Source organism: Pseudomonas sp. S06B 330, from assembly GCF_002845275.2.
GTDB lineage: Bacteria > Pseudomonadota > Gammaproteobacteria > Pseudomonadales > Pseudomonadaceae > Aquipseudomonas.
The window spans coordinates 4,023,088-4,044,005 of the sequence record NZ_CP088149.1 but is presented as its reverse complement, the minus strand read 5'-3'; the positions used below and the strand labels follow the sequence as shown (position 1 = coordinate 4,044,005).

Below are 20,918 nucleotides of genomic sequence, written 5' to 3'. Positions count from 1 at the left end.
TGTGGGATGTGAAAATTCCGTTGTGGCTGTCCTTGATTTCTGTAGGTTTCCCGACAACTATCAATACAGACCCTTAATCTGGCGAAGTGCCCGCCATCAGCCTGTAGTTGAGTCATTGGCGCAGTATGGTCAAGGAATGCCTCTCATGCTCATATGCCTTGGTCATCGACGATGCCGAACAAATCACTGCGGATCCTGATCGCCGACGAGCACCCCATGCAGTTGCTGCAGCTGGAGAAGATGCTCAATGGCATGGGCTATTACCGCATCGCGCCCGTCGAGTCTTTTGAGGACCTGCAGCGTCTGGTCCAAGGCGCGTTACAGCCGTTCAACCTCTTGGTTGGTAATATTGACTTGGCAAACCACGTCGGGGTCGACCTGGAACGTTTTTGCCGGGTGAATGCGCAAATCCAGCATGCCCTGCTGTACCAGTCCCAACACTTGAAAGTGCCGGCCGTCCCCAGTAGCCAGCGCGAGGCGGTGAATCTCAGCCTGCCGAAGGTGCCGGATAACGAAACCATGCAGACGTTCATGGCCATCATCGACGCGCCGAAGGTCATCGGCCAACTGCCTGATATTTCCGCTCGCACCGCACATCCAGGCTTTGCGCCGCAGCGGATGGATTTCGTGCAAACACTATTTTCCCGCCATTCCTGAGTCGAGCCATCAGCCGGCGCACCCTTGGGGTGTGTTTTGCTATCCTCTTGCGTTCGCCCTGGCGCGCCGAAGCGCGCTGATGCCCACCGATTAACGGATACCCTTATGACAGCCACCACGCCTGCGCCGGCGATCCGCCTGACGCGCAGTGATCACAAGACCTTGAGCCTGGCGGCTTTGGGCGGCGCGCTGGAAATCTACGATTTCATTATCTTTGTATTCTTTGCCCTGACCCTGAGTCAGTTGTTCTTCCCGCCGCAGATGCCCGAGTGGCTGCGCTTGCTGCAGAGTTTCGGGATCTTCGTCACGGGCTACCTGGCGCGACCGCTGGGCGGGATCCTGATGGCTCACTTTGCCGACCATTTGGGCCGTAAAAAGGTCTTCAGCCTGAGCATTCTGATGATGGCTTTGCCGTGTCTGCTGATCGGCGTGATGCCCACCTACGCCGAGATCGGCTACTTCGCGCCGTTGATTTTACTGGCGCTGCGTATTTTTCAGGGCGCCGCGGTCGGCGGTGAAGTGCCCAGCGCATGGGTTTTTGTCGCGGAACATGCACCGGTTGGAAGGCGAGGGTACGCCTTGGGCTTTCTCCAGGCGGGACTGACCTTCGGTTATCTGCTCGGTGCCTTGACGGCCACGGCACTGGCGCAGCTGTTTACGGCGCAGGAAATTCTTGATTACGCCTGGCGTTTGCCATTCCTGTTGGGAGGGGTGTTTGGCGTGATTGGCGTGTGGCTGCGGCGTTGGTTGAGTGAAACGCCGGTGTTTCTGGCGTTGCGTGAGCGTCGCGAGCAGCCGGTGGCCTTTCCGTTGCGCACAGTATTGAGTGAGCATCGACGGGCGCTGACCCCGGCGGTACTGCTGACCTGTGTACTGACTTCGGCGGTCGTGGTGTTGGTGGTGATCACCCCAACCGTGATGCAGCAGCGCTTTGGCATGAGTGCCGGTCATACGTTCGCGTTGAGCAGTATGGGTATCGTCTTTCTCAATATAGGTTGTGTACTGGCGGGCTTGTTGGTTGATCGAATCGGTGCCTGGCGTGCGTTGATGTTCTACAGCTTGCTATTACCGCTGGGTATTGGCGCTCTGTACGCCAGCCTGGTAAGTGGCTGGGCGTGGCCCGGCGTCACCTATGCCCTGGCCGGATTGGCCTGTGGTGTCGTTGGGGTAGTACCTTCGGTGATGGTCAGCCTGTTTCCGGCGGCGATTCGTGTGTCGGGGATTTCCTTCACCTACAACATCGCCTATGCGCTGTGGGCCAGTACCACGCCGCTGATGCTGATCGCACTGATGCCGTGGAGCCCTTGGGTGTGTGTGGGCTTCGCGTTGATCATGGGTACGGTCGGTTTGTTGACGGCGATGTACTTCGGGGCACGAGAGGCAAGCACCTTCGACGATGACGCCGTGCGTTGCTAATGTACCTAACCGCTGCCGCCAGGCAGTGGTTAGGTAACAAAAAAAGCCCCCAGGCCGCGAAGGCGAGGGGGCTTTTTAGTCTGCGCCTGACTTACATGTTCGGGTAAGTCGGACCACCTGCGCCTTCCGGCGTCACCCAGGTGATGTTCTGCGAAGGGTCCTTGATGTCACAGGTCTTGCAGTGCACGCAGTTCTGCGCATTGATCTGGAAGCGCTTGTTGCCGTCTTCCTGGGTCACCACCTCGTACACACCGGCCGGGCAATAGCGCTGGGCAGGCTCATCGTACAGCGGCAGGTTGGTGCCGATCGGGATGCCAGCGTCGGTCAGCTTCAGGTGGCAAGGTTGTTCTTCTTCATGGTTGGTGCTGGAGAGGAACACCGAGCTGAGCTTGTCGAAGCTGAGTTTGCCGTCCGGTTTCGGGTAGTCGATCTTCTTCGAGTCGGCTGCCAGTTTCAGGCAGGCATAGTCCGGCTTGGTGTCGTGCAGGGTGAATGGCAGTTTGCCGCCGAACCAGTTCTGGTCGACATAGTTGAATGCTGCACCCAGCATCGGACCAAACTTATGCATGGCCGGGCCGAAGTTGCGGCTGGCAAACAGTTCTTCATACAGCCAGCTGGCCTTGAAAGCGTCGACATAGCTGTTGAGCTGATCGCCGCCTTCGCCACCGGCCAGCAGCGCCTCGGCGACGGCATCGGCGGCAAGCATGCCGGACTTCATCGCCGTATGGCTGCCCTTGATCTTGGCCACGTTCATGGTGCCCAGGTCACAGCCGATCAAGGCGCCACCGGCGAAGACCATCTTCGGCAACGAGTTCAGGCCGCCCTTGGCCAGAGCGCGGGCGCCGTAGCTGATGCGCTTGCCGCCTTCGAGGTACTGGCTGATGACCGGGTGGTGCTTGAGGCGCTGGAACTCGTCGAATGGCGACAGGAACGGGTTGCTGTACGACAGGTCGACGATCAGGCCAACCACGACCTGGTTGTTTTCCAGGTGATAGAGGAAGGAACCGCCAGTGTTCTCTTTGGCCATGACATCCAGCGGCCAGCCGGCGGTGTGTACCACCAAGCCTTGCTCGTGTTTGGCTGGATCGATTTCCCAGATTTCCTTGAGGCCGATGCCGTAGTGCTGCACGTCGGCATCGCTGTCGAGGTTGAAGCGCTTGATCAGCTGCTTGCCGATGTGGCCACGGCAGCCTTCAGCGAACAGGGTGTATTTGCCGCGCAGTTCCATGCCTGGGGTGTACAGGCCCTCTTTCGGGTTGCCTTCACGGTCGACACCGAGGTCGCCAGTGATGATACCGCGCACAACACCGTTCTCGTCGAACAGCGCTTCCTGGGCGGCGAAACCAGGGTAGATCTCTACGCCAAGGTTCTCGGCCTGCTGGGCCAGCCAGCGGCACAGATTGCCCAGGGAGATGATGTAGTTGCCTTCGTTGTGCATGGTTTTGGGCACGAACAGGTCTGGGACCTTGACCGAGCTGCCAGCATCCTTGAGCACATAGATGTCGTCGCGTTTGACTTCGGTGTTGAGTGGCGCGCCGAGCTCTTTCCAGTCCGGGAACAGTTCGTTCAGGGCGCGCGGTTCGAACACTGCGCCGGAGAGGATGTGGGCACCGACTTCCGAGCCTTTCTCGACCACGCAAACGCTGATTTCGTTACCGGCTTCGGCGGCCTTCTGCTTCAGTCGGCAGGCGGCTGACAGGCCCGCCGGGCCAGCGCCGACGATGACCACGTCGAATTCCATGTATTCGCGTTCCACAGGTTCTCTCCTACTCAAGGCTCATCGGTTTTTCTTTATTGGCGGGTGTCAGGCGGTCATTTTCGGTACGCTCAAGCTGTAGCCTGAGTGATGACGGACTACACCGCTTTCTCTTGGCCGCGCATTATATCTACACCACTCGCGGGGTCCAATACAAACGTTTGTTTGAATTTGCCGCAGGCCAGTAAAATCAAAGACGCACGGCGTGAATCTGACCGATTTGCCGTATTGACCGGATTAGGCGTTACGGTCAAGATACGAGCGGTTTTGCGCTCGCCGTAGGCTGACCGTCGGATGCAGGTGCACCCCTAAAAACCAGGCGAAAAGCCGGGCAGCTGGGCCATAACCCGCTTTGTAGTGGAGTTTACACACCACGACAGAAAATGACTCATGGGTTTTGCTGCTGCAAGGTCGAATTGAGACTGCTGGGTCAGGGTTAAATTCTATCGGCTGCAATCGTTTTTAGAGGTGCCCTTGTACCCACGCGCAATCGCCGGGTTTGCCCCAGGCGACATTCTTTTCACCGGAGAGTAACGAGGAATCCATGAAGGTTCTTGTAGCTGTCAAACGAGTGGTCGACTATAACGTCAAGGTTCGCGTCAAGGCGGACAACTCCGGCGTCGACCTTGCTAACGTCAAGATGTCCATGAACCCCTTCTGCGAAATCGCCGTAGAAGAAGCCGTGCGCCTGAAAGAGAAGGGCGTGGCGAGCGAGATCGTCGTCGTTACCGTCGGCCCGGCCACTGCTCAGGAGCAACTGCGTACTGCGCTGGCCTTGGGCGCTGACCGTGCGGTGCTGGTCGAATCGGCTGAAGAGCTGACCTCGCTGGCCGTGGCCAAACTGCTCAAGGCAGTGGTCGACAAAGAACAGCCGCAGCTGGTGATCCTTGGCAAACAAGCCATCGACAGCGACAACAACCAGACCGGCCAGATGCTGGCTGCGTTGACCGGTTTCGCTCAGGGCACCTTCGCCTCCAAGGTTGAAGTGGCTGGCGACAAGGTCAATGTCACCCGTGAGATCGACGGCGGCCTGCAGACTGTTGCGCTGAACCTGCCAGCGATCGTTACCACTGACCTGCGCCTGAACGAGCCGCGCTACGCGTCGCTGCCGAACATCATGAAGGCCAAAAAGAAGCCGCTGGAGACCGTTACTCCAGACGCGCTGGGCGTCTCCACCGCCTCTACCAACAAGACCCTGAAAGTCGAAGCGCCAGCTGCTCGCAGCGCGGGTATCAAGGTCAAGTCGGTTGCTGAACTGGTCGAGAAACTGAAGAACGAGGCGAAGGTAATCTAAATGACTATCCTGGTTATCGCTGAACACGAAAACGGTGCCGTTGCCCCGGCCACCCTGAACACTGTTGCTGCTGCCGCCAAAATCGGTGGTGACATCCACGTGCTGGTCGCAGGCCAGAACGTCGGTGGTGTTGCTGAAGCTGCTGCCAAGATCGCTGGCGTTGCCAAGGTGCTGGTTGCCGACAACGCAGCCTACGCACACCAGCTGCCGGAAAACATCGCGCCGCTGGTAGCCGAGTTGGGCAAGGGTTACAGCCACGTGTTGGCACCTGCTACCTCCAACGGCAAGAACATCCTGCCGCGCGTCGCTGCGCTGCTGGACGTTGACCAGATCTCTGAAATCATTTCGGTTGAATCGGCTGACACCTTCAAGCGTCCGATCTACGCCGGCAACGCCATTGCCACTGTGCAATCGAACGCTGCCGTGAAAGTCATCACCGTCCGTGCCACCGGCTTCGACGCCGTTGCCGCTGAAGGTGGTTCGGCTGCTGTTGAAGCCGTTTCTGCTGCCCACAATGCTGGTATCTCGGCATTTGTTGGTGAAGAGCTGGCCAAGTCTGATCGTCCTGAACTGACGGCTGCCAAGATCGTCGTTTCCGGCGGTCGTGGCATGCAGAACGGTGACAACTTCAAACACCTGTACGCCCTGGCCGACAAGCTGGGTGCTGCCGTCGGCGCTTCGCGCGCTGCGGTCGACGCAGGTTTCGTACCCAATGACATGCAGGTCGGTCAGACCGGCAAAATCGTTGCGCCACAGCTGTACATTGCCGTCGGTATCTCCGGCGCCATCCAGCACCTGGCCGGCATGAAAGACTCCAAGGTGATCGTTGCGATCAACAAGGACGAAGAAGCGCCGATCTTCCAGGTGGCTGACTACGGCCTGGTCGCTGACCTGTTCGAAGCCGTACCTGAGTTGGAGAAGCTGGTTTAATCCGGCTGCTTCACTTATAAAGGGCCCGGTCCGGGCGGGTTGTGCAAGCCAGTCTTGCGCAGCCCCAGGGCCGGGCTTTTTTATTTTCAGCAGGTGGGTAAGGAGTCGGTTGCATGGGATGGCTTGGCCGGATGAAGACGGCGCTGGTGCTTGCGGCGTTGTTGCTGCCGTCACAGGTAATGGCGGTGGGCAAGTGCGAGCGTCTGGTGGCCACCGGCAGCCCTGATGCGCCACCTTATCTATGGCGTGACCCGAAAGATCCCAAGCACCTGATCGGCGCCAATGCTGATCTACTCAATCAGATCGCTGCCGAACTTGGGCTGAAAATCGACATCCTCTACAGCGGTAAACGTAGCGACGCTCTGGAGGAAGTGCGGAGCGGGCGTGTTGATATGCTTGTCGATTCGCCGCTGTTGGCCGCTGAGCTGACCTCCCTGGACTATGTGCATCCGCCGCTGATGCATAACGAGTACCTGGTATGGACCCGCCATGATTCGCCGCTGGTCTACGAGGGGCTTGCCGACTTGCATGAGCGCCAGGGCAGCCTGTCAGAAAAGGCGCGGCTGACCCCCGAATTCGAGTCTTTTGCCAAAACCCAGCTCAAGCTGGCGCCGGCCCAGAACCTGACCCAAGCCTTCCAGAAACTTTTGCTCGGTCAAGTGGACTATGTATTGGCCGGGCGTTATTCCGGCATGGCCATGGCCCAGACCCTGGGCATGAGCAATGAGCTGGTGGCTCGCGGCTTGCCCTTGGACCGTCCTGGCTTGTACCTGGCGCTGTCGCATAATTCTGCCTGCAATGATCCTTGGATACGCGGACAACTGGCGAAAAAGCTGACAGAATTGCCGGCCTCCGGCGTGTCTCAAGCGGTGCTGCAACGTAATATCGAGCGCTGGAAAGCGCAGATGCAGGTGCCGCTGGATGCCCCTAAACAGTAGGAAGATTGCGTGAGAATCCAACCACTATTTGCAGCCCTGGCGCTGCTGGCGCTGGCCGGATGTGCCAATGATCCGGCACCCACTGAGCAACTGCGTCTGACTGAGCAGGCATTGGCGCAAGCCAAGGCCGTGGGTGCGACCGATCAGGTCGCAGAGCTGAAGATGGCTGAAGATAAAATGGCCCGGGCTCAGGTCAACATGAGCAATGAAGCCTACCGCGATGCACGCATGCGTGCTGAGCAGGCAGAGCTCGACGCCCGTCTGGCTGAGGCGCAGGTGTTGACCAGTAAAAGCAAAGCGCAGCTGGACCTGCTGCAATCGCGGGTCAATCGCCTGCGCAAACAGTTGGGGGAGCAGCCGTGAGTTCGATTAAACCTATGGCCGCGGTGTTGCTGCTCGGCCTCGTCGGCCTGCAGGGCTGTGCCAGCCAGCGCAGCGAAACGGCGCTGGATCAAGCGGCGGCCAAATTCCAGACCGTCAAGGACGATTCCGATGTGTTGCGCAGTGCGCCGCGGGATGTAATCCGTGCTGGTGAGTCGCTGGCCCGGGCTGATCGTCTGTCCAGCTACTTCGGCACCGGTGCTGATGTGCGCCATTATGCCTACCTGAGCCAGCGCTACAGTGACATCGCTCGCGAGCACAGCAATCTGGTCCTCAATCAGGAACGTCTGGCCAAGCTCGAACTTGAGCGCCAGCGTCTGCAACTGGCGTTGCGCGAAGCCAAGCTCGCCAGTGTGCAGCAGCAGGGCAAGTGGGTGGAGGCGCAAATTGTCAGCCTGGCCACCACCGAGGGTGATCGCGGTCTGGTGATGACTCTGGGTGATGTGTTGTTTGATACCGGTCGTGCCGAGTTGAAAAACTCAGCCAGTCGCACGGTGCTCAAGCTTGTGCAGTTCCTGCAACTCAATCCCAAGCGTATTGTGCGCATCGAAGGTTACACCGACAGTACCGGTGCTTCGGAAGACAACCTCAAGTTGTCCCGTGACCGGGCCCAGGCGGTTGCCGATATGCTGGTTGACCTGGGCGTCGACGAGAAGCGGATTCAGGTCGAGGGTTATGGCGATCAGTATCCGGTTGAAGCCAATGCCTCAGAGCGGGGCAGGGCGCAGAACCGTCGGGTCGAGATTGTCTTTTCCGACGATAAGGGCAAGCTCGGCGCGGCGCGCTGAAGCTGTTTCTATAAAGCCCGGTGAGTGCCCCTCACCGGGCTTTTTTATGGGCCTTCAAGCAGCGGCTGGGTGGGACGCGTCGTGTTGTCAGGCCCAATGAGGTCCAGCGTGGCGACTGCCCTGCAGCCGATCGCAGCCTCGTGCCTCACCAGCGGCTACAGCAAGTGATGCTGCTGCCTTGCTTGCAGATTGAAAGGGCCGTCGGGGGGGCTGTCACACAACTGTATTGTCGACTATTCTGCAATCTGTCCCAGTACACTTTGCAACTGTTCCGGTATTCTGGCTTGAGCTCCGCGTCGTACAAAAATAATTACATTGCCTGTGTGTCGAGAAACGATCATGACTAACCTGCTGCTCTATCAGCGCATCGCCCAGCAACTGGCGGAAGACATTCGTCGTGGTGTCTACCAGCCGGGTGAGCGGGTGCCGTCGGTACGCAAGATGAGCTCGCAGCTCAACGTCAGCCACGCCACGGTGCTGCAGGCTTATGCCAATCTGGAAGATCAGGGTCTGATCCGTGCGCGCCCGCAGTCTGGCTACTATGTGCATCAGACCCCAGCACTGACCGCGCAAACCCCGGATATTGCTCGTGTCGAGCGGCCAGGTCTGGTTACCCGCAGCAGTATCATCCAGCAAGTGCTGGCCGAAGCACGCCGCGACGGGGTGTTCCCTTTCGGTGCCGCCGTGCCGCATGTCGATTACTTGCCAGTGCGGGCGCTGCATCAACAATTGGCCAAGGTCACCCGCTTTCACAGTCCGCGGGCGTTCAGCTATATGTTTAGCCCCGGATTTGAGCCGTTGCGCCGACAGATTGCTATCCGCATGCGGGATGCCGGGGTGGTGGTCGACCCGAGCGAGGTCGTCGTCACTCATGGCTGCGTCGATGCCTTGCAGATGTCGCTGCGGGTGTTGACCAAGCCGGGAGACCTGATCGCCGCCGAATCGCCTACTTACTATGGTTTGTTGCAGTTGGCTGATCTGTTGGGGCTCAAGGTCATCGAGATTCCCAGTGATCCGTCTACCGGTATCAGTCTGGAAGCCTTGCAGCTTGCGGCCAATCAGTGGTCGATCAAGGCTTTGGTGCTGACTGCGCGGCTGAGCAATCCACTCGGTGGCACTATTCCAGAAGACCGGCAGAAGCAGCTGCTGCGCCTGGCGTCCGATTTCGATATCCAGATTGTCGAAGACGATATTTACGGCGAATTGATGTTCGAGCAGGGTAAGACCAAGGCGCTCAAGGCGTTTGATCGTCTGGGGCGGGTAATTTATTGCTCGAGCTTTTCCAAGACATTGTCTCCCGGCGTGCGCATTGGCTGGATGGTCGCGGGTAAGTACCAGGCGGAAATCCAGCGCCTGCAGACCTTTACCACGCACTCAGCCTGTAGCGTAACCCAGATGGGGGTTGCTGCTTATCTTGAGAACGGTGGCTACGACCGGCACTTGCGTTACATTCGTCAGGAGTACCGCAAAAACCTCAGCGCCTATCAATTGGCGGTACAGCAGCACTTCCCCGAAGGCACGCAGATGACCCGGCCCACTGGCGGTTTCATTCTCTGGGTTAGCCTGCCTGGACGGGTCAATACTCAGGAATTGCATGTGCGCGCGCTGCAGCAGGGGATCAGTATCGCCCCAGGTCTGATTTTCAGTAATACCGAGCAGTTCAACCACTGTATTCGCCTGAACTGCGGCATTCCCTGGAACCGTGAAGCGGAGCGTGCGTTGATGACGCTGGGCATGTTGGCCAGCCAGCTGTGTCAGGAGTCGGGGGCGGCAAACTTTTTCTAGGCTTGCCAGTCGTGTTCCGAGCGAGGAGCATATACATCTTTGTGAGCGATCTTGGGTGTCTATGAAAGCCTCGTCTCGGGTTGGCGTGCTGCTGTGTTTGCTGGTTTTGCTGGTCGGCGCGGGGAATGCAATGGCCCAGACACCTCCCGCTGTATCGTCGAACAAGCAAGCTGCAGCGGTAAACGCCAAGCCGGTCGATAGGCACGAGCAAGTGACGTCAGCCAGAAAAAAAGTGCCAGCCAAGCCGGTGCGCAAAAAAACGCCAAGAGCGGCGCCAGAGCCCTTGCCGGCCGCCGCGCTGGATCTGCGTCTGCCGGCTGGCATGGTCAAGGACCTCAAGCCTGCAAGCCAGGATCCGGTATCAACACCCAAGCCCTTGTTGCCCCACCTGTTCGGCGAAAAGCCGCCCTCCGATAGCCCGTTTCAGCTGAACGGTCGCTTGCTGAGTAACGAAATGCAGCTGCAGTTGCGTAACGATGCCCGTCAGGATATCGAAGGCGCCGCCATTGAGTTCGAATTCAAGCAATAGCGATGTGCTGACCCGTTGGTTATCGCCGGTCGCGCTAGTTTTCATCGAGCGAGTAATTTCAAACGACCGTTTAAGCGGGTACTATTCGGGTTCTTTCATCATTTGCTGTACCGAGGATTTTGTTGTTATGAACTGCCGTGAAGGATGTGGCGCCTGCTGCATCGCGCCCTCCATTAGCTCACCGATTCCCGGCATGCCCAAGGGCAAGCCGGCGGGCGAGCGGTGTTTGCACCTGTCGGTCGCCAATCTCTGTGATCTGTTCGGCAAGCCCGAGCGACCTGCAGTGTGTGGCGGTTTCAAGGCGGATGTGGAGGTGTGCGGCAGTGATCGCGATGAGGCGATCAGGATCATCGGGTGGCTGGAGCAAATGACGGCAGCTTGAATCGTGGATCTTCAACAATAAGGAATAAGAGCATGGGATCGTTTAAGCAAATTGCAGTGGTTTTCGGGTTGAGCGCCCTGTTGGTGCCGTTGGCGCATGCCGAGAACTGGAAGGTGGCCAAGGATGAGGACGGGATCAAGGTATCCCTGAGCGATGTTGCCGGTTCCGACTATAAAGCTTATCGCGGTGTAACGCTGATCAAGGCGCCGTTGGCGAAGGTCAAAGCCCTGCAGGAAGACGTTGTGGGGGCGTGTACCTGGATTCATGAGTGCAAATCGCAAAAGCTGCTCAAGAGCGAGGGTGACCAGAGCTGGACCTACACGCAGTTCAATACCCCATGGCCGGTTACTGCTCGCGATTCGGTGTTGCACGTCACCACCACGCAGGCCGCCGATGGTAGCCTGACCCGCAAGCTTGAAGGGGTGCCGACCTACCTGCCTGAAGAGAAGGGCTTTGTGCGCGTCGCCAAGGTTGAAGGCTTCTGGACGCTTGTGCCTAAAGACGGCGGTACCGAGGTGACTTATCAGGTTCACACAGAGCCAGGCGGCAGCGTTCCGTCGATGGTGGCGAACAAGTTTGTAGTGGATGCGCCGTTCAATACCTTGAAAGCATTGAAGGCGAAGGCTGAAAAGCCTTGATTCGAAGGGGTACAGATCGCCAGTTTCATGCCGGTTGAGCGACTGTAGGGTCGCCTTGCGACCCATCGCCGGCAAGACCGGCTCCCACGCGGGGCTGCGCTGGTGGTGGGAAATGGCGATATAAGGCAATACCGATCCCAATAAAAAAGGCTGCCCGAGGGCAGCCTTTTTTCGTGTTCAGCGCGGGGCTTACTTGCGGTCTTCCAGCTTGGTGATGTCACGCGACTCGTAGCCGGTGTAAAGCTGGCGCGGACGGCCAATCTTGTACGGGCTGGAGAGCATTTCTTTCCAGTGCGAGATCCAGCCGACGGTGCGCGCCAGGGCGAAGATCACGGTGAACATGCTGGTCGGAATGCCGATCGCCTTGAGGATGATCCCCGAGTAGAAGTCGACGTTCGGGTACAGCGAGCGCTCGATGAAGTACGGATCGGTGAGAGCGATCTCTTCCAGGCGCATGGCCAGTTCCAGCTGCGGGTCGTTCTTGATGCCCAGCTCGCGCAGGACTTCGTCGCAGGTCTGTTTCATCACGGTGGCGCGTGGGTCGCGGTTCTTGTAGACGCGGTGACCGAAGCCCATCAGCTTGAACGGATCGTTCTTGTCCTTGGCCTTGGCGATGAAGGTGTCGATGTTCGAGACATCGCCGATTTCATCGAGCATGGTCAGAACGGCTTCGTTGGCGCCGCCGTGTGCTGGGCCCCAGAGCGCAGCGATACCGGCAGCGATACAGGCGAACGGGTTAGCGCCCGAGGAGCCTGCCAGACGTACGGTAGAGGTCGAAGCGTTCTGCTCGTGGTCGGCGTGGAGGATGAAGATCCGGTCCATTGCCTTGGCCAGCGTCGGGCTGATCGGTTTGATCTCGCACGGGGTGTTGAACATCATGTGCAGGAAGTTTTCCGCGTACGACAGGTCGTTGCGCGGGTACATCATGGGCTGGCCCATGGAGTACTTGTACACCATCGCTGCCAGGGTCGGCATCTTGGCGACCAGGCGCACCGCAGAGATTTCGCGGTGCTGCGGGTTATTGATGTCCAGCGAGTCATGGTAGAACGCCGACAGGGCGCCAACCACGCCGCACATGACGGCCATTGGGTGGGCGTCGCGGCGGAAGCCGTTGAAGAAGGACTTCAACTGCTCGTGCACCATGGTGTGATTCTTCACGGTGCTGACGAACTGGGCCTTCTGCTCGGCATTCGGCAGTTCGCCGTTGAGCAGCAGGTAGCAGGTCTCGAGATAATCGGATTTTTCGGCGAGCTGTTCGATCGGGTAGCCGCGGTGCAGCAGGATACCCTTGTCGCCGTCGATATAAGTGATCTTCGACTCGCACGAGGCGGTCGCCATGAAACCAGGGTCGAAAGTGAAGTGACCCGTGGCCCCCAACCCTCTAACGTCGATAACATCGGGACCAACGGTGCCGGTTAAAATGGGCAGCTCGACGGGGGCTGCGCCCTCGATGACCAACTGCGCTTTTTTGTCAGCCATGTGGCCTCCTATTAATGCTTGAAATCATCAGACAGACCCCCCACGCAGGGCCCGCACCACTATAGTGAGATAAATTCGAATGTCAATTTGCCTAAAGCACGGTTGTAAAGGGCTTTGGGCGTGGTTTTTCCTCGAAATTGCCGTCCGTTTACGCCTTTTATGCGCTAAAGGCAATGCGCTATTTGGGCTAGGGGCTTGCGTTGTCATTAGTAGCCTAACTGTCTATAATCGGCCCCCGACCGCCAGGGGCTTGCAAGCCCGTGTTGCTGGGGTCGTCACTCCCTGGGTGGTGGGTACCTGACCAGTACACTTACCAACAACTTTGCCCTGCTTGCTAGGGGCTCTTCAGTGTGAAAAAAGCCGTGAAAAGCCAACGACCTGTAAACCTAGACCTAAGGACCATCAAACTCCCCATTACCGGCGTTACGTCATTTCTTCATCGTGTTTCCGGCATCATCCTCTTCCTGGGCCTTGGCATCATGCTTTATGCATTGGGCAAATCCCTGGGTTCGGAGGAAGGTTTCGCCGAGGTGAAGGCATGCTTGACCAGTCCGCTGGCCAAATTCGTGGCATGGGGCCTCCTGTCCGCCTTGCTGTATCACTTGGTCGCCGGTGTGCGCCACTTGATCATGGACATGGGCATCGGTGAGACGCTGGAAGGCGGAAGACTGGGCTCGAAAATTATCATCGCCGTCTCTGTGGTGGTGATCGTGCTGGCAGGAGTTTGGATATGGTAACTAATGTCACGAACCTCTCGCGTTCGGGCCTCTATGACTGGATGGCGCAGCGCGTTTCTGCGGTCGTTCTCGCGGCTTATTTCATTTTCCTGATCGGATACCTGGTCGCGCACCCGGGCATCGAGTTTGCCCAGTGGCACGCTCTGTTCTCCAACAACGCGATGCGTATTTTCAGTCTGCTGGCACTGGTTGCCCTGGGCGCTCACGCCTGGGTCGGCATGTGGACCATTGCTACCGACTACCTGACGCCGATGGCGCTGGGCAAGTCGGCGACTGCCGTACGTTTCCTGTTCCAGGCGGTATGTGGTGTCGCGATGTTCGCGTACTTCGTCTGGGGTGTGCAGATTCTCTGGGGTATCTGATTCATGGCTAACATTCCTACGATTTCATTCGACGCCATCATCGTTGGTGGTGGTGGTGCCGGCATGCGCGCTGCGCTGCAGCTGGCTCAGGGCGGTCACAAGACTGCCGTGATCACCAAGGTCTTCCCGACCCGTTCGCACACGGTATCGGCCCAGGGTGGCATCACCTGCGCCATCGCTTCGGCTGATCCGAACGATGACTGGCGCTGGCACATGTACGATACCGTCAAGGGTTCCGACTACATCGGTGACCAGGACGCTATCGAATACATGTGTCAGGAAGGTCCTGCTGCAGTCTTTGAGCTGGACCACATGGGCCTGCCGTTCTCGCGTACCGAAACCGGCCGTATCTACCAGCGCCCGTTCGGTGGCCAGTCCAAGGACTTCGGTAAAGGTGGCCAGGCTGCCCGTACCTGTGCGGCCTCCGACCGTACCGGTCACGCGCTGCTGCACACCCTGTACCAGGGCAACCTGAAAGCAGGCACCACCTTCCTGAACGAGTACTATGCGGTTGACCTGGTGAAAAACCAGGAAGGCGCATTCGTTGGTGTGATCGCGATCTGCATCGAAACCGGCGAAACCCTGTACATCAAAGCCAAGGCCACCGTATTGGCCACTGGTGGTGCAGGCCGTATCTACTCGTCCACCACCAACGCCCTGATCAACACCGGTGACGGTATCGGCATGGCCCTGCGTGCAGGCGTTCCGGTCCAGGACATCGAGATGTGGCAGTTCCACCCGACCGGCATCGCCGGCGCCGGTGTACTGGTCACTGAAGGTTGCCGTGGTGAAGGTGGTTACCTGATCAACAAGCATGGCGAGCGTTTCATGGAACGCTATGCGCCTAACGCCAAAGACCTTGCTGGTCGTGACGTTGTGGCCCGTTCCATGGTTAAAGAGATCATCGCCGGTAACGGCTGTGGCCCTAACGGCGACCACGTGATGCTCAAGCTTGACCACCTGGGTGAAGAAGTACTGCACAGCCGCCTGCCAGGCATCTGTGAACTGTCCAAGACCTTCGCTCACGTTGACCCTGTTGTCGCTCCGGTCCCAGTTGTTCCAACCTGTCACTACATGATGGGCGGCGTTGCCACCAACATTCATGGTCAGGCAATGACTCAGGACGCTGATGGCGTTGATCAGATCATCCCAGGTCTGTTCGCTGTCGGTGAAGTGGCGTGTGTATCGGTTCACGGTGCCAACCGTCTGGGTGGCAACTCGCTGCTTGACCTGGTGGTCTTCGGTCGTGCTGCTGGTCTGCACCTGGAAAAAGCGCTGACCGACGGTATCGAATACCTCGACGCCAGCGACACCGACATCGATGTTGCCCTGAGCCGTCTGAACAAGCTCAACGAGCGTAACACCGGTGAAGACGTGGCTACCCTGCGTCGCGAGCTGCAAAGTTGCATGCAGAACTACTTTGGTGTGTTCCGTACTGGCGAATACATGCAGAAGGGTATCGAGCAGCTGGCTCAGCTGCGCGAGCGTATTGCCAACGTCAAGATCAACGACAAGTCCCAGGCCTTCAACACCGCGCGTATCGAAGCGCTGGAGTTGCAGAACCTGCTGGAAGTCGCTGAAGCGACGGCAATTGCTGCAGAAGTACGTAAAGAGTCGCGCGGTGCTCACGCCCGTGAAGACTTCGAAGACCGTGACGACGAAAACTGGCTGTGCCACACCCTGTACTTCCCGGGCGAAAAGCGCGTTGCCAAGCGCGCCGTCAACTTCGCGCCGAAAACCGTACCGGCGTTCGAGCCAAAAGTCCGGACTTACTAAGGGGTGGTCGCTATGTTGCAAGTCGAAGTCTATCGTTACAACCCCGATACCGACTCTGCGCCGAAGATGCAGACGTTCCAGGTCGATACCGGTGGCAAAGACCTGATGGTGCTGGATGTGTTGGCACTGATCAAAGAACAGGATGAAGGTTTCTCGTATCGTCGTTCTTGCCGCGAAGGTGTTTGCGGCTCCGACGGTATGAACATCAACGGCAAGAACGGCCTGGCCTGCATCACGCCGCTGTCGGCTGTGGTCAAGCGTAACAAGCTGATCATCCGTCCGCTGCCAGGTTTGCCAGTCATTCGTGACCTGGTCGTTGATATGAGCATCTTCTACAAGCAGTACGAGAAGGTGAAGCCATTCCTGCAGAACGACACGCCGGCTCCGGCCATCGAGCGTCTGCAGTCGCCGGAAGAGCGTGAGAAGCTGGACGGTCTGTATGAGTGCATTCTGTGCGCTTGCTGCTCGACTTCCTGCCCATCGTTCTGGTGGAACCCTGACAAGTTCCTCGGTCCAGCTGCACTGCTGCAGGCCTATCGTTTCCTGGCCGACAGCCGTGACACCAAGACCCAGGAGCGTCTGGCTTCGCTGGATGACCCGTTCAGCGTATTCCGCTGCCGCGGGATCATGAACTGCGTAAACGTTTGCCCTAAAGGTCTGAACCCGACCAAGGCAATCGGTCACGTACGTAACATGTTGCTGCAAAGCGGTACCTGATTTTAAAAGTGTTGTACCTGTAGCACGCCAAGGTGCGGGCCTTTGCCCGCACCAAGGTGAAACCCGAGCGAAGGCCCAAAAAGCCTGAGCTTTTACCTATGAAGATATGAGACCAGCAGGGGCTTCCGGGCTGGTACCCGGAAAATCTGTGGGATCCTTGGTGGCTTGGTTCGGTCGCTGCATTAGGACTTTTCCAGGCTTGCTGTGGCTCTCGCCGATCCGTCCCCTAACCGAGGGTGACCAAGCATGCAAGAAAGCGTGATGCAGCGCATGTGGGAAAGCGCCCACCTTTCAGGTGGTAACGCTGCATATGTGGAAGAGCTCTACGAGCTCTACCTGCACGACCCTAACGCTGTGCCAGAAGAGTGGCGCACTTACTTCCAGAAGTTGCCCGCCGAAGGCAGCACCGCTACCGATGTATCGCACTCGACAATCCGCGACCATTTCGTACTGCTGGCAAAGAACCAGCGCCGCGCCCAACCGGTTTCCGCCGGGAGCGTGAGCAGTGAACACGAGAAGAAGCAGGTTGAAGTACTGCGACTGATCCAGGCCTACCGTATGCGCGGCCACCAAGCTGCTAAGCTCGACCCCCTGGGGTTGTGGCAGCGCCCTGCGCCAGTAGACCTGTCGATCAATCACTACGGCTTGACCAATGCCGATCTTGATACGACCTTCCGTGCCGGCGACCTGTTCATCGGCAAAGAGGAAGCGAGCCTACGCGAAATCTTCGACGCTTTGCAGCAGACATATTGCCGCACCATTGGCGCCGAGTTCACCCACATCGTCGACTCCGAGCAGCGCAGCTGGTTCCAGCAGCGTCTGGAGAGCGTTCGTGGTCGCCCGGCTTTCTCTGCGGATGTCCAGAGCCACCTGCTCGAGCGTGTAACTGCAGCAGAAGGTCTGGAGAAGTACCTGGGTACCAAATACCCGGGCACCAAGCGTTTCGGCCTGGAAGGCGGCGAAAGCCTGATTCCGATGCTGGACGAGCTGATTCAGCGCTCCGGTTCCTACGGTACTAAAGAAGTTGTCATCGGCATGGCCCACCGTGGCCGTCTTAACGTGCTGGTCAACACCTTTGGCAAAAATCCACGTGACCTGTTCGACGAGTTCGAAGGCAAGAAGAAGGTCGAGCTGGGCTCCGGTGACGTTAAATACCACCAGGGCTTCTCGTCCAACGTAATGACCGCCGGCGGTGAAGTTCACCTGGCCATGGCGTTCAACCCTTCGCACCTGGAGATCGTCTCGCCAGTGGTTGAAGGTTCGGTGCGTGCCCGTCAGGACCGTCGTAACGACGCCGTTGGCGACAAGGTACTGCCGATTTCCATCCACGGTGACGCGGCATTCGCCGGTCAGGGCGTGGTCATGGAAACCTTCCAGATGTCGCAGACCCGCGGTTTCAAAACCGGCGGTACCGTGCACATCGTGATCAACAACCAGGTTGGTTTCACCATCAGCAATCCGCTGGACTCGCGTTCCACCGAGTACTGCACCGATGTCGCCAAGATGATTCAGGCGCCGATCCTGCACGTTAACGGTGATGACCCGGAAGCAGTGCTGTTCGTGACCCAGTTGGCTGTCGACTACCGCATGCAGTTCAAGCGTGACGTGGTTATCGATCTGGTCTGCTACCGTCGTCGCGGCCACAACGAGGCCGACGAGCCGAACGGCACCCAGCCGCTGATGTACCAGCAGATCTCCAAGCAGCGCACCACCCGCGAACTGTACGCTGACGCCCTGACCCAGGCGGGTCGCCTTGATGCTGAGCGCGTCCAGGCCAAGGTTGATGAGTACCGCAACGCGCTGGACAATGGCCTGCATGTAGTGAAGAGTCTGGTCAAAGAGCCGAACAAAGAGCTGTTCGTTGATTGGCGTCCGTATCTGGGCCATGCCTGGACTGCGCGTCACGACACGCGTTTCGACCTCAAAACCTTGCAGGAACTGTCGGCCAAGCTGCTGGAACTGCCAGAAGGCTTCGTGGTTCAGCGTCAGGTATCGAAGATCTACGAAGACCGCCAGAAGATGCAGGCCGGTGGCTTGCCGATCAACTGGGGCTACGCCGAAACCATGGCGTACGCCACCCTGGCCTTCGAAGGTCACCCGATCCGCATGACGGGTCAGGATATCGGTCGCGGCACGTTCTCGCACCGCCATGCGGTGTTGCACAACCAGAAAGACGCCAGCACCTACATCCCGCTGCAGAACCTCTATAAAGGTCAGCCACGTTTCGACCTGTACGATTCGTTCCTGTCCGAGGAAGCGGTCCTGGCATTCGAGTACGGTTACTCGACCACCCAGCCAAACGCACTGGTTATCTGGGAAGCGCAGTTCGGCGACTTCGCCAACGGTGCCCAGGTGGTTGTCGACCAGTTCATCACCAGCGGCGAGCATAAGTGGGGCCGTCTGTGCGGTCTGACCATGCTGTTGCCACACGGTTATGAAGGGCAGGGGCCTGAGCACTCCTCGGCGCGTCTGGAGCGTTACCTGCAGCTGTGCGCCGAGCACAACGTCCAGGTGTGCGTGCCGACCACGCCGGCTCAGATCTACCACCTGCTGCGTCGCCAAGTCATCCGTCCGCTGCGTAAGCCGCTGATCGTACTGACGCCTAAGTCGCTGCTGCGCCACAAGCTGGCCATCTCGACGCTGGAAGAACTGGCCGAAGGCTCGTTCCAGACGGTGATCCCGGAAATCGATACCCTCGATCCGAAAAAGGTCACCCGCCTGGTCCTGTGCAGCGGCAAGGTCTACTACGATCTGCTGGAAAAACGCCGTGCCGAAGGCCGCGAAGACATCGCCATCGTGCGTATCGAGCAGCTGTATCCATTCCCTGAAGACGACTTGGTCGAAATCCTTGCGCCGTACACCAATCTCAGCGATGTGGTGTGGTGTCAGGAAGAGCCGATGAACCAGGGTGCCTGGTACAGCAGTCAGCACCACATGCGTCGTATTTTGACCCGCCACAACAAAGAGCTGGTTCTGGAATACGCGGGCCGTGATGCTTCGGCAGCACCTGCTTGTGGTTACGCTTCGATGCACGCTGAGCAGCAAGAAAAACTGCTGCAAGATGCCTTCACTGTTTAATGCCATCGCGCACTAGAAACCGAATTTAAGGAACCACTGATAATGGCTATCGAGATCAAAGCCCCTACTTTCCCGGAATCGGTTGCCGATGGCACCGTTGCCACCTGGCACAAGCAACCGGGCGAAGCAGTCAAGCGTGACGAACTGATCGTCGACATCGAGACTGACAAGGTTGTCCTGGAAGTACTGGCTACCGCCGACGGCGTACTGGGCGCTATCGTCAAGGGCGAGGGCGAAACCGTCCTGTCCGACGAAGTCCTGGGTTCGATCGAAGAAGGTGGTGTTGCTGCCGCTGCGCCTGCCGCTGCCGCCGCTCCTGCTGCCGCTGCTGCACCTGCCGCTGTTGCTGGCGACGAAGACGCCATCGGCGCGCCGGCTGCTCGCAAGCTGGCCGAAGAGAACGGCATTGCCCTGAACAGCATCAAGGGCACCGGTAAAGACGGCCGCATCACCAAGGAAGACGTTGTAGCGGCTATCGAAGCGAAGAAATCCGCGCCGGCCGCCGCTCCAGCTGCCAAGCCTGCCGCTGCCGCCGCTGCACCAGTGGTTGCGACTGGCGATCGCACCGAGAAGCGTGTTCCGATGACTCGCGTACGTGCCACCGTGGCCAAGCGTCTGGTCGAAGCACAGTCGAACATGGCCATGCTGACCACCTTCAACGAAGTTGACATGACCGAAGTCATGGCCCTGCGTTCGAAGTACAAGGATCTGTTCGAGAAGACCCACAACGGCGTGCGCCTGGGCTTCATGTCGTTCTTCGTCAAAGCTGCTACCGAAGCACTGAAGCGCTTCCCGGCGGTCAACGCTTCGATCGACGGTTCCGACATCGTTTACCACGGTTATGCGGACATCGGCGTTGCCGTATCCAGCGACCGCGGCCTGGTAGTACCGGTTCTGCGTAACGCCGAGCTGATGAGCCTGGCTGAAATCGAGAACGGCATCGCCACCTTCGGCAAGAAGGCGCGTGACGGTAAGCTGTCGATCGACGAAATGACCGGCGGTACGTTCACCATCACCAACGGTGGTACCTTCGGTTCGATGATGTCGACTCCGATCGTCAACCCGCCGCAGGCTGCAATCCTGGGCATGCACAACATCATCCAGCGTCCTATGGCCGTCAATGGTCAGGTTGTGATCCGTCCGATGATGTACCTGGCGCTGTCCTACGATCACCGCCTGATCGATGGTAAAGAAGCCGTGACCTTCCTGGTGACCATCAAGAACCTGCTGGAAGACCCAGCTCGTCTGCTGCTGGACATCTGATAAACAGCTGCA

19 protein-coding genes are annotated in these 20,918 nt (G+C 58.5%); 17 read left to right on the top strand and 2 right to left on the bottom strand.

From position 1 onward, the window contains the following. The first annotated feature begins 171 nt into the window (after nt 1–171). Both CX511_RS18020 and CX511_RS18015 read left to right on the top strand, forming a co-directional pair. On the top strand, nt 172–657 hold the full coding sequence (locus CX511_RS18020; protein WP_045188806.1) for a hypothetical protein: 486 nt from the start codon (nt 172–174) through the stop codon (nt 655–657). A gap of 105 nt (nt 658–762) precedes the next feature. Then, nucleotides 763–2,073: an MFS transporter gene (locus tag CX511_RS18015; RefSeq protein WP_045188803.1), complete on the top strand. Its 1,311-nt coding sequence runs from the start codon at nt 763–765 to the stop codon at nt 2,071–2,073. 91 nt (nt 2,074–2,164) lie between these two features. On the opposite strand, the gene CX511_RS18010 is transcribed toward CX511_RS18015, so the two are convergent. Further along, nucleotides 2,165–3,829 (bottom strand): electron transfer flavoprotein-ubiquinone oxidoreductase, encoded by a 1,665-nt coding sequence (locus CX511_RS18010; RefSeq protein ID WP_045188801.1) that lies wholly within the window; start codon nt 3,827–3,829, stop codon nt 2,165–2,167. A 544-nt stretch (nt 3,830–4,373) separates the two neighbouring features. Here CX511_RS18010 and CX511_RS18005 point away from each other — a divergent pair. The 9 genes from CX511_RS18005 (at nt 4,374) to CX511_RS17965 (ending at nt 11,494) form a co-directional block, all read left to right on the top strand. Next, a complete protein-coding gene (locus tag CX511_RS18005; RefSeq protein ID WP_009396278.1) occupies nt 4,374–5,123 on the top strand; it encodes an electron transfer flavoprotein subunit beta/FixA family protein in 750 nt (249 codons plus the stop codon). Further along, a complete protein-coding gene (locus CX511_RS18000; RefSeq protein ID WP_045188798.1) occupies nt 5,124–6,053 on the top strand; it encodes an electron transfer flavoprotein subunit alpha/FixB family protein in 930 nt (309 codons plus the stop codon). It begins immediately after the preceding gene. Between the two features lie 131 nt (nt 6,054–6,184). Beyond that, nucleotides 6,185–6,991, top strand: coding sequence for a substrate-binding periplasmic protein (locus CX511_RS17995; protein ID WP_101293150.1), 807 nt, complete (start codon nt 6,185–6,187; stop codon nt 6,989–6,991). Between the two features lie 9 nt (nt 6,992–7,000). After that, nucleotides 7,001–7,354, top strand: a complete 354-nt coding sequence (locus tag CX511_RS17990; RefSeq protein ID WP_045188794.1) for a DUF4398 domain-containing protein — start codon at nt 7,001–7,003, stop codon at nt 7,352–7,354. 14 nt (nt 7,355–7,368) lie between these two features. Continuing rightward, a complete protein-coding gene (locus CX511_RS17985; protein WP_045188791.1) occupies nt 7,369–8,160 on the top strand; it encodes an OmpA family protein in 792 nt (263 codons plus the stop codon). Between the two features lie 339 nt (nt 8,161–8,499). Next, the gene (locus CX511_RS17980) at nt 8,500–9,945 is read left to right on the top strand and encodes an aminotransferase-like domain-containing protein (protein WP_045188789.1); all 1,446 of its coding nucleotides are present in this window, start codon (nt 8,500–8,502) and stop codon (nt 9,943–9,945) included. A gap of 61 nt (nt 9,946–10,006) precedes the next feature. Then, entirely contained in the window at nt 10,007–10,474 is a 468-nt protein-coding gene (locus CX511_RS17975) for a hypothetical protein (protein WP_052675666.1), read from the top strand. A 127-nt stretch (nt 10,475–10,601) separates the two neighbouring features. Then, a complete protein-coding gene (locus tag CX511_RS17970) occupies nt 10,602–10,856 on the top strand; it encodes a YkgJ family cysteine cluster protein (protein ID WP_045188788.1) in 255 nt (84 codons plus the stop codon). 32 nt (nt 10,857–10,888) lie between these two features. After that, on the top strand, nt 10,889–11,494 hold the full coding sequence (locus tag CX511_RS17965) for an START domain-containing protein (RefSeq protein WP_101293149.1): 606 nt from the start codon (nt 10,889–10,891) through the stop codon (nt 11,492–11,494). A gap of 189 nt (nt 11,495–11,683) precedes the next feature. On the opposite strand, the gene gltA is transcribed toward CX511_RS17965, so the two are convergent. Further along, on the bottom strand, nt 11,684–12,973 hold the full coding sequence (gene gltA, locus CX511_RS17960; RefSeq protein WP_045188785.1) for a citrate synthase: 1,290 nt from the start codon (nt 12,971–12,973) through the stop codon (nt 11,684–11,686). Nucleotides 12,974–13,323: 350 nt separating this feature from the next. Between gltA and sdhC the strand changes: the two genes are divergently transcribed. The 6 genes from sdhC (at nt 13,324) to odhB (ending at nt 20,906) form a co-directional block, all read left to right on the top strand. After that, nucleotides 13,324–13,710 carry a succinate dehydrogenase, cytochrome b556 subunit gene (sdhC, locus tag CX511_RS17955; protein WP_174446946.1) on the top strand — a complete coding sequence of 129 codons (387 nt, stop codon included), beginning with the start codon at nt 13,324–13,326 and terminating at the stop codon, nt 13,708–13,710. Continuing rightward, entirely contained in the window at nt 13,704–14,072 is a 369-nt protein-coding gene (sdhD, locus tag CX511_RS17950; protein ID WP_028945358.1) for a succinate dehydrogenase, hydrophobic membrane anchor protein, read from the top strand. Before sdhC ends, sdhD begins: the two co-directional genes overlap by 7 nt. A 3-nt stretch (nt 14,073–14,075) precedes the next feature. Next, nucleotides 14,076–15,848: a succinate dehydrogenase flavoprotein subunit gene (gene sdhA, locus CX511_RS17945; protein ID WP_045188782.1), complete on the top strand. Its 1,773-nt coding sequence runs from the start codon at nt 14,076–14,078 to the stop codon at nt 15,846–15,848. A gap of 12 nt (nt 15,849–15,860) precedes the next feature. Then, complete coding sequence (locus tag CX511_RS17940) at nt 15,861–16,565, top strand: succinate dehydrogenase iron-sulfur subunit (protein ID WP_045188779.1); 705 nt, start codon at nt 15,861–15,863, stop codon at nt 16,563–16,565. A gap of 246 nt (nt 16,566–16,811) precedes the next feature. Next, a complete protein-coding gene (locus tag CX511_RS17935; protein WP_045188768.1) occupies nt 16,812–19,643 on the top strand; it encodes a 2-oxoglutarate dehydrogenase E1 component in 2,832 nt (943 codons plus the stop codon). A gap of 42 nt (nt 19,644–19,685) precedes the next feature. Continuing rightward, nucleotides 19,686–20,906, top strand: a complete 1,221-nt coding sequence (gene odhB / locus CX511_RS17930) for a 2-oxoglutarate dehydrogenase complex dihydrolipoyllysine-residue succinyltransferase (protein WP_101293148.1) — start codon at nt 19,686–19,688, stop codon at nt 20,904–20,906. Nucleotides 20,907–20,918: the final 12 nt, after the last annotated feature.

Excerpts from the sequence above, each read along its gene's own strand:
- CX511_RS18020 (WP_045188806.1), top strand. The coding sequence starts at position 172 with ATGCCGAACAAATCACTGCGGATCCTGATCGCCGACGAGCACCCCATG.
- CX511_RS18015 (WP_045188803.1), top strand. The coding sequence starts at position 763 with ATGACAGCCACCACGCCTGCGCCGGCGATCCGCCTGACGCGCAGTGAT.
- CX511_RS18005 (WP_009396278.1), top strand. The coding sequence starts at position 4,374 with ATGAAGGTTCTTGTAGCTGTCAAACGAGTGGTCGACTATAACGTCAAG.
- CX511_RS18000 (WP_045188798.1), top strand. The coding sequence starts at position 5,124 with ATGACTATCCTGGTTATCGCTGAACACGAAAACGGTGCCGTTGCCCCG.
- CX511_RS17995 (WP_101293150.1), top strand. The coding sequence starts at position 6,185 with ATGAAGACGGCGCTGGTGCTTGCGGCGTTGTTGCTGCCGTCACAGGTA.
- CX511_RS17985 (WP_045188791.1), top strand. The coding sequence starts at position 7,369 with ATGGCCGCGGTGTTGCTGCTCGGCCTCGTCGGCCTGCAGGGCTGTGCC.
- CX511_RS17980 (WP_045188789.1), top strand. The coding sequence starts at position 8,500 with ATGACTAACCTGCTGCTCTATCAGCGCATCGCCCAGCAACTGGCGGAA.
- CX511_RS17975 (WP_052675666.1), top strand. The coding sequence starts at position 10,007 with ATGAAAGCCTCGTCTCGGGTTGGCGTGCTGCTGTGTTTGCTGGTTTTG.
- CX511_RS17970 (WP_045188788.1), top strand. The coding sequence starts at position 10,602 with ATGAACTGCCGTGAAGGATGTGGCGCCTGCTGCATCGCGCCCTCCATT.
- CX511_RS17965 (WP_101293149.1), top strand. The coding sequence starts at position 10,889 with ATGGGATCGTTTAAGCAAATTGCAGTGGTTTTCGGGTTGAGCGCCCTG.
- gltA (WP_045188785.1), bottom strand. The coding sequence starts at position 12,973 with ATGGCTGACAAAAAAGCGCAGTTGGTCATCGAGGGCGCAGCCCCCGTC.
- sdhD (WP_028945358.1), top strand. The coding sequence starts at position 13,704 with ATGGTAACTAATGTCACGAACCTCTCGCGTTCGGGCCTCTATGACTGG.
- sdhA (WP_045188782.1), top strand. The coding sequence starts at position 14,076 with ATGGCTAACATTCCTACGATTTCATTCGACGCCATCATCGTTGGTGGT.
- CX511_RS17940 (WP_045188779.1), top strand. The coding sequence starts at position 15,861 with ATGTTGCAAGTCGAAGTCTATCGTTACAACCCCGATACCGACTCTGCG.
- CX511_RS17935 (WP_045188768.1), top strand. The coding sequence starts at position 16,812 with ATGCAAGAAAGCGTGATGCAGCGCATGTGGGAAAGCGCCCACCTTTCA.
- odhB (WP_101293148.1), top strand. The coding sequence starts at position 19,686 with ATGGCTATCGAGATCAAAGCCCCTACTTTCCCGGAATCGGTTGCCGAT.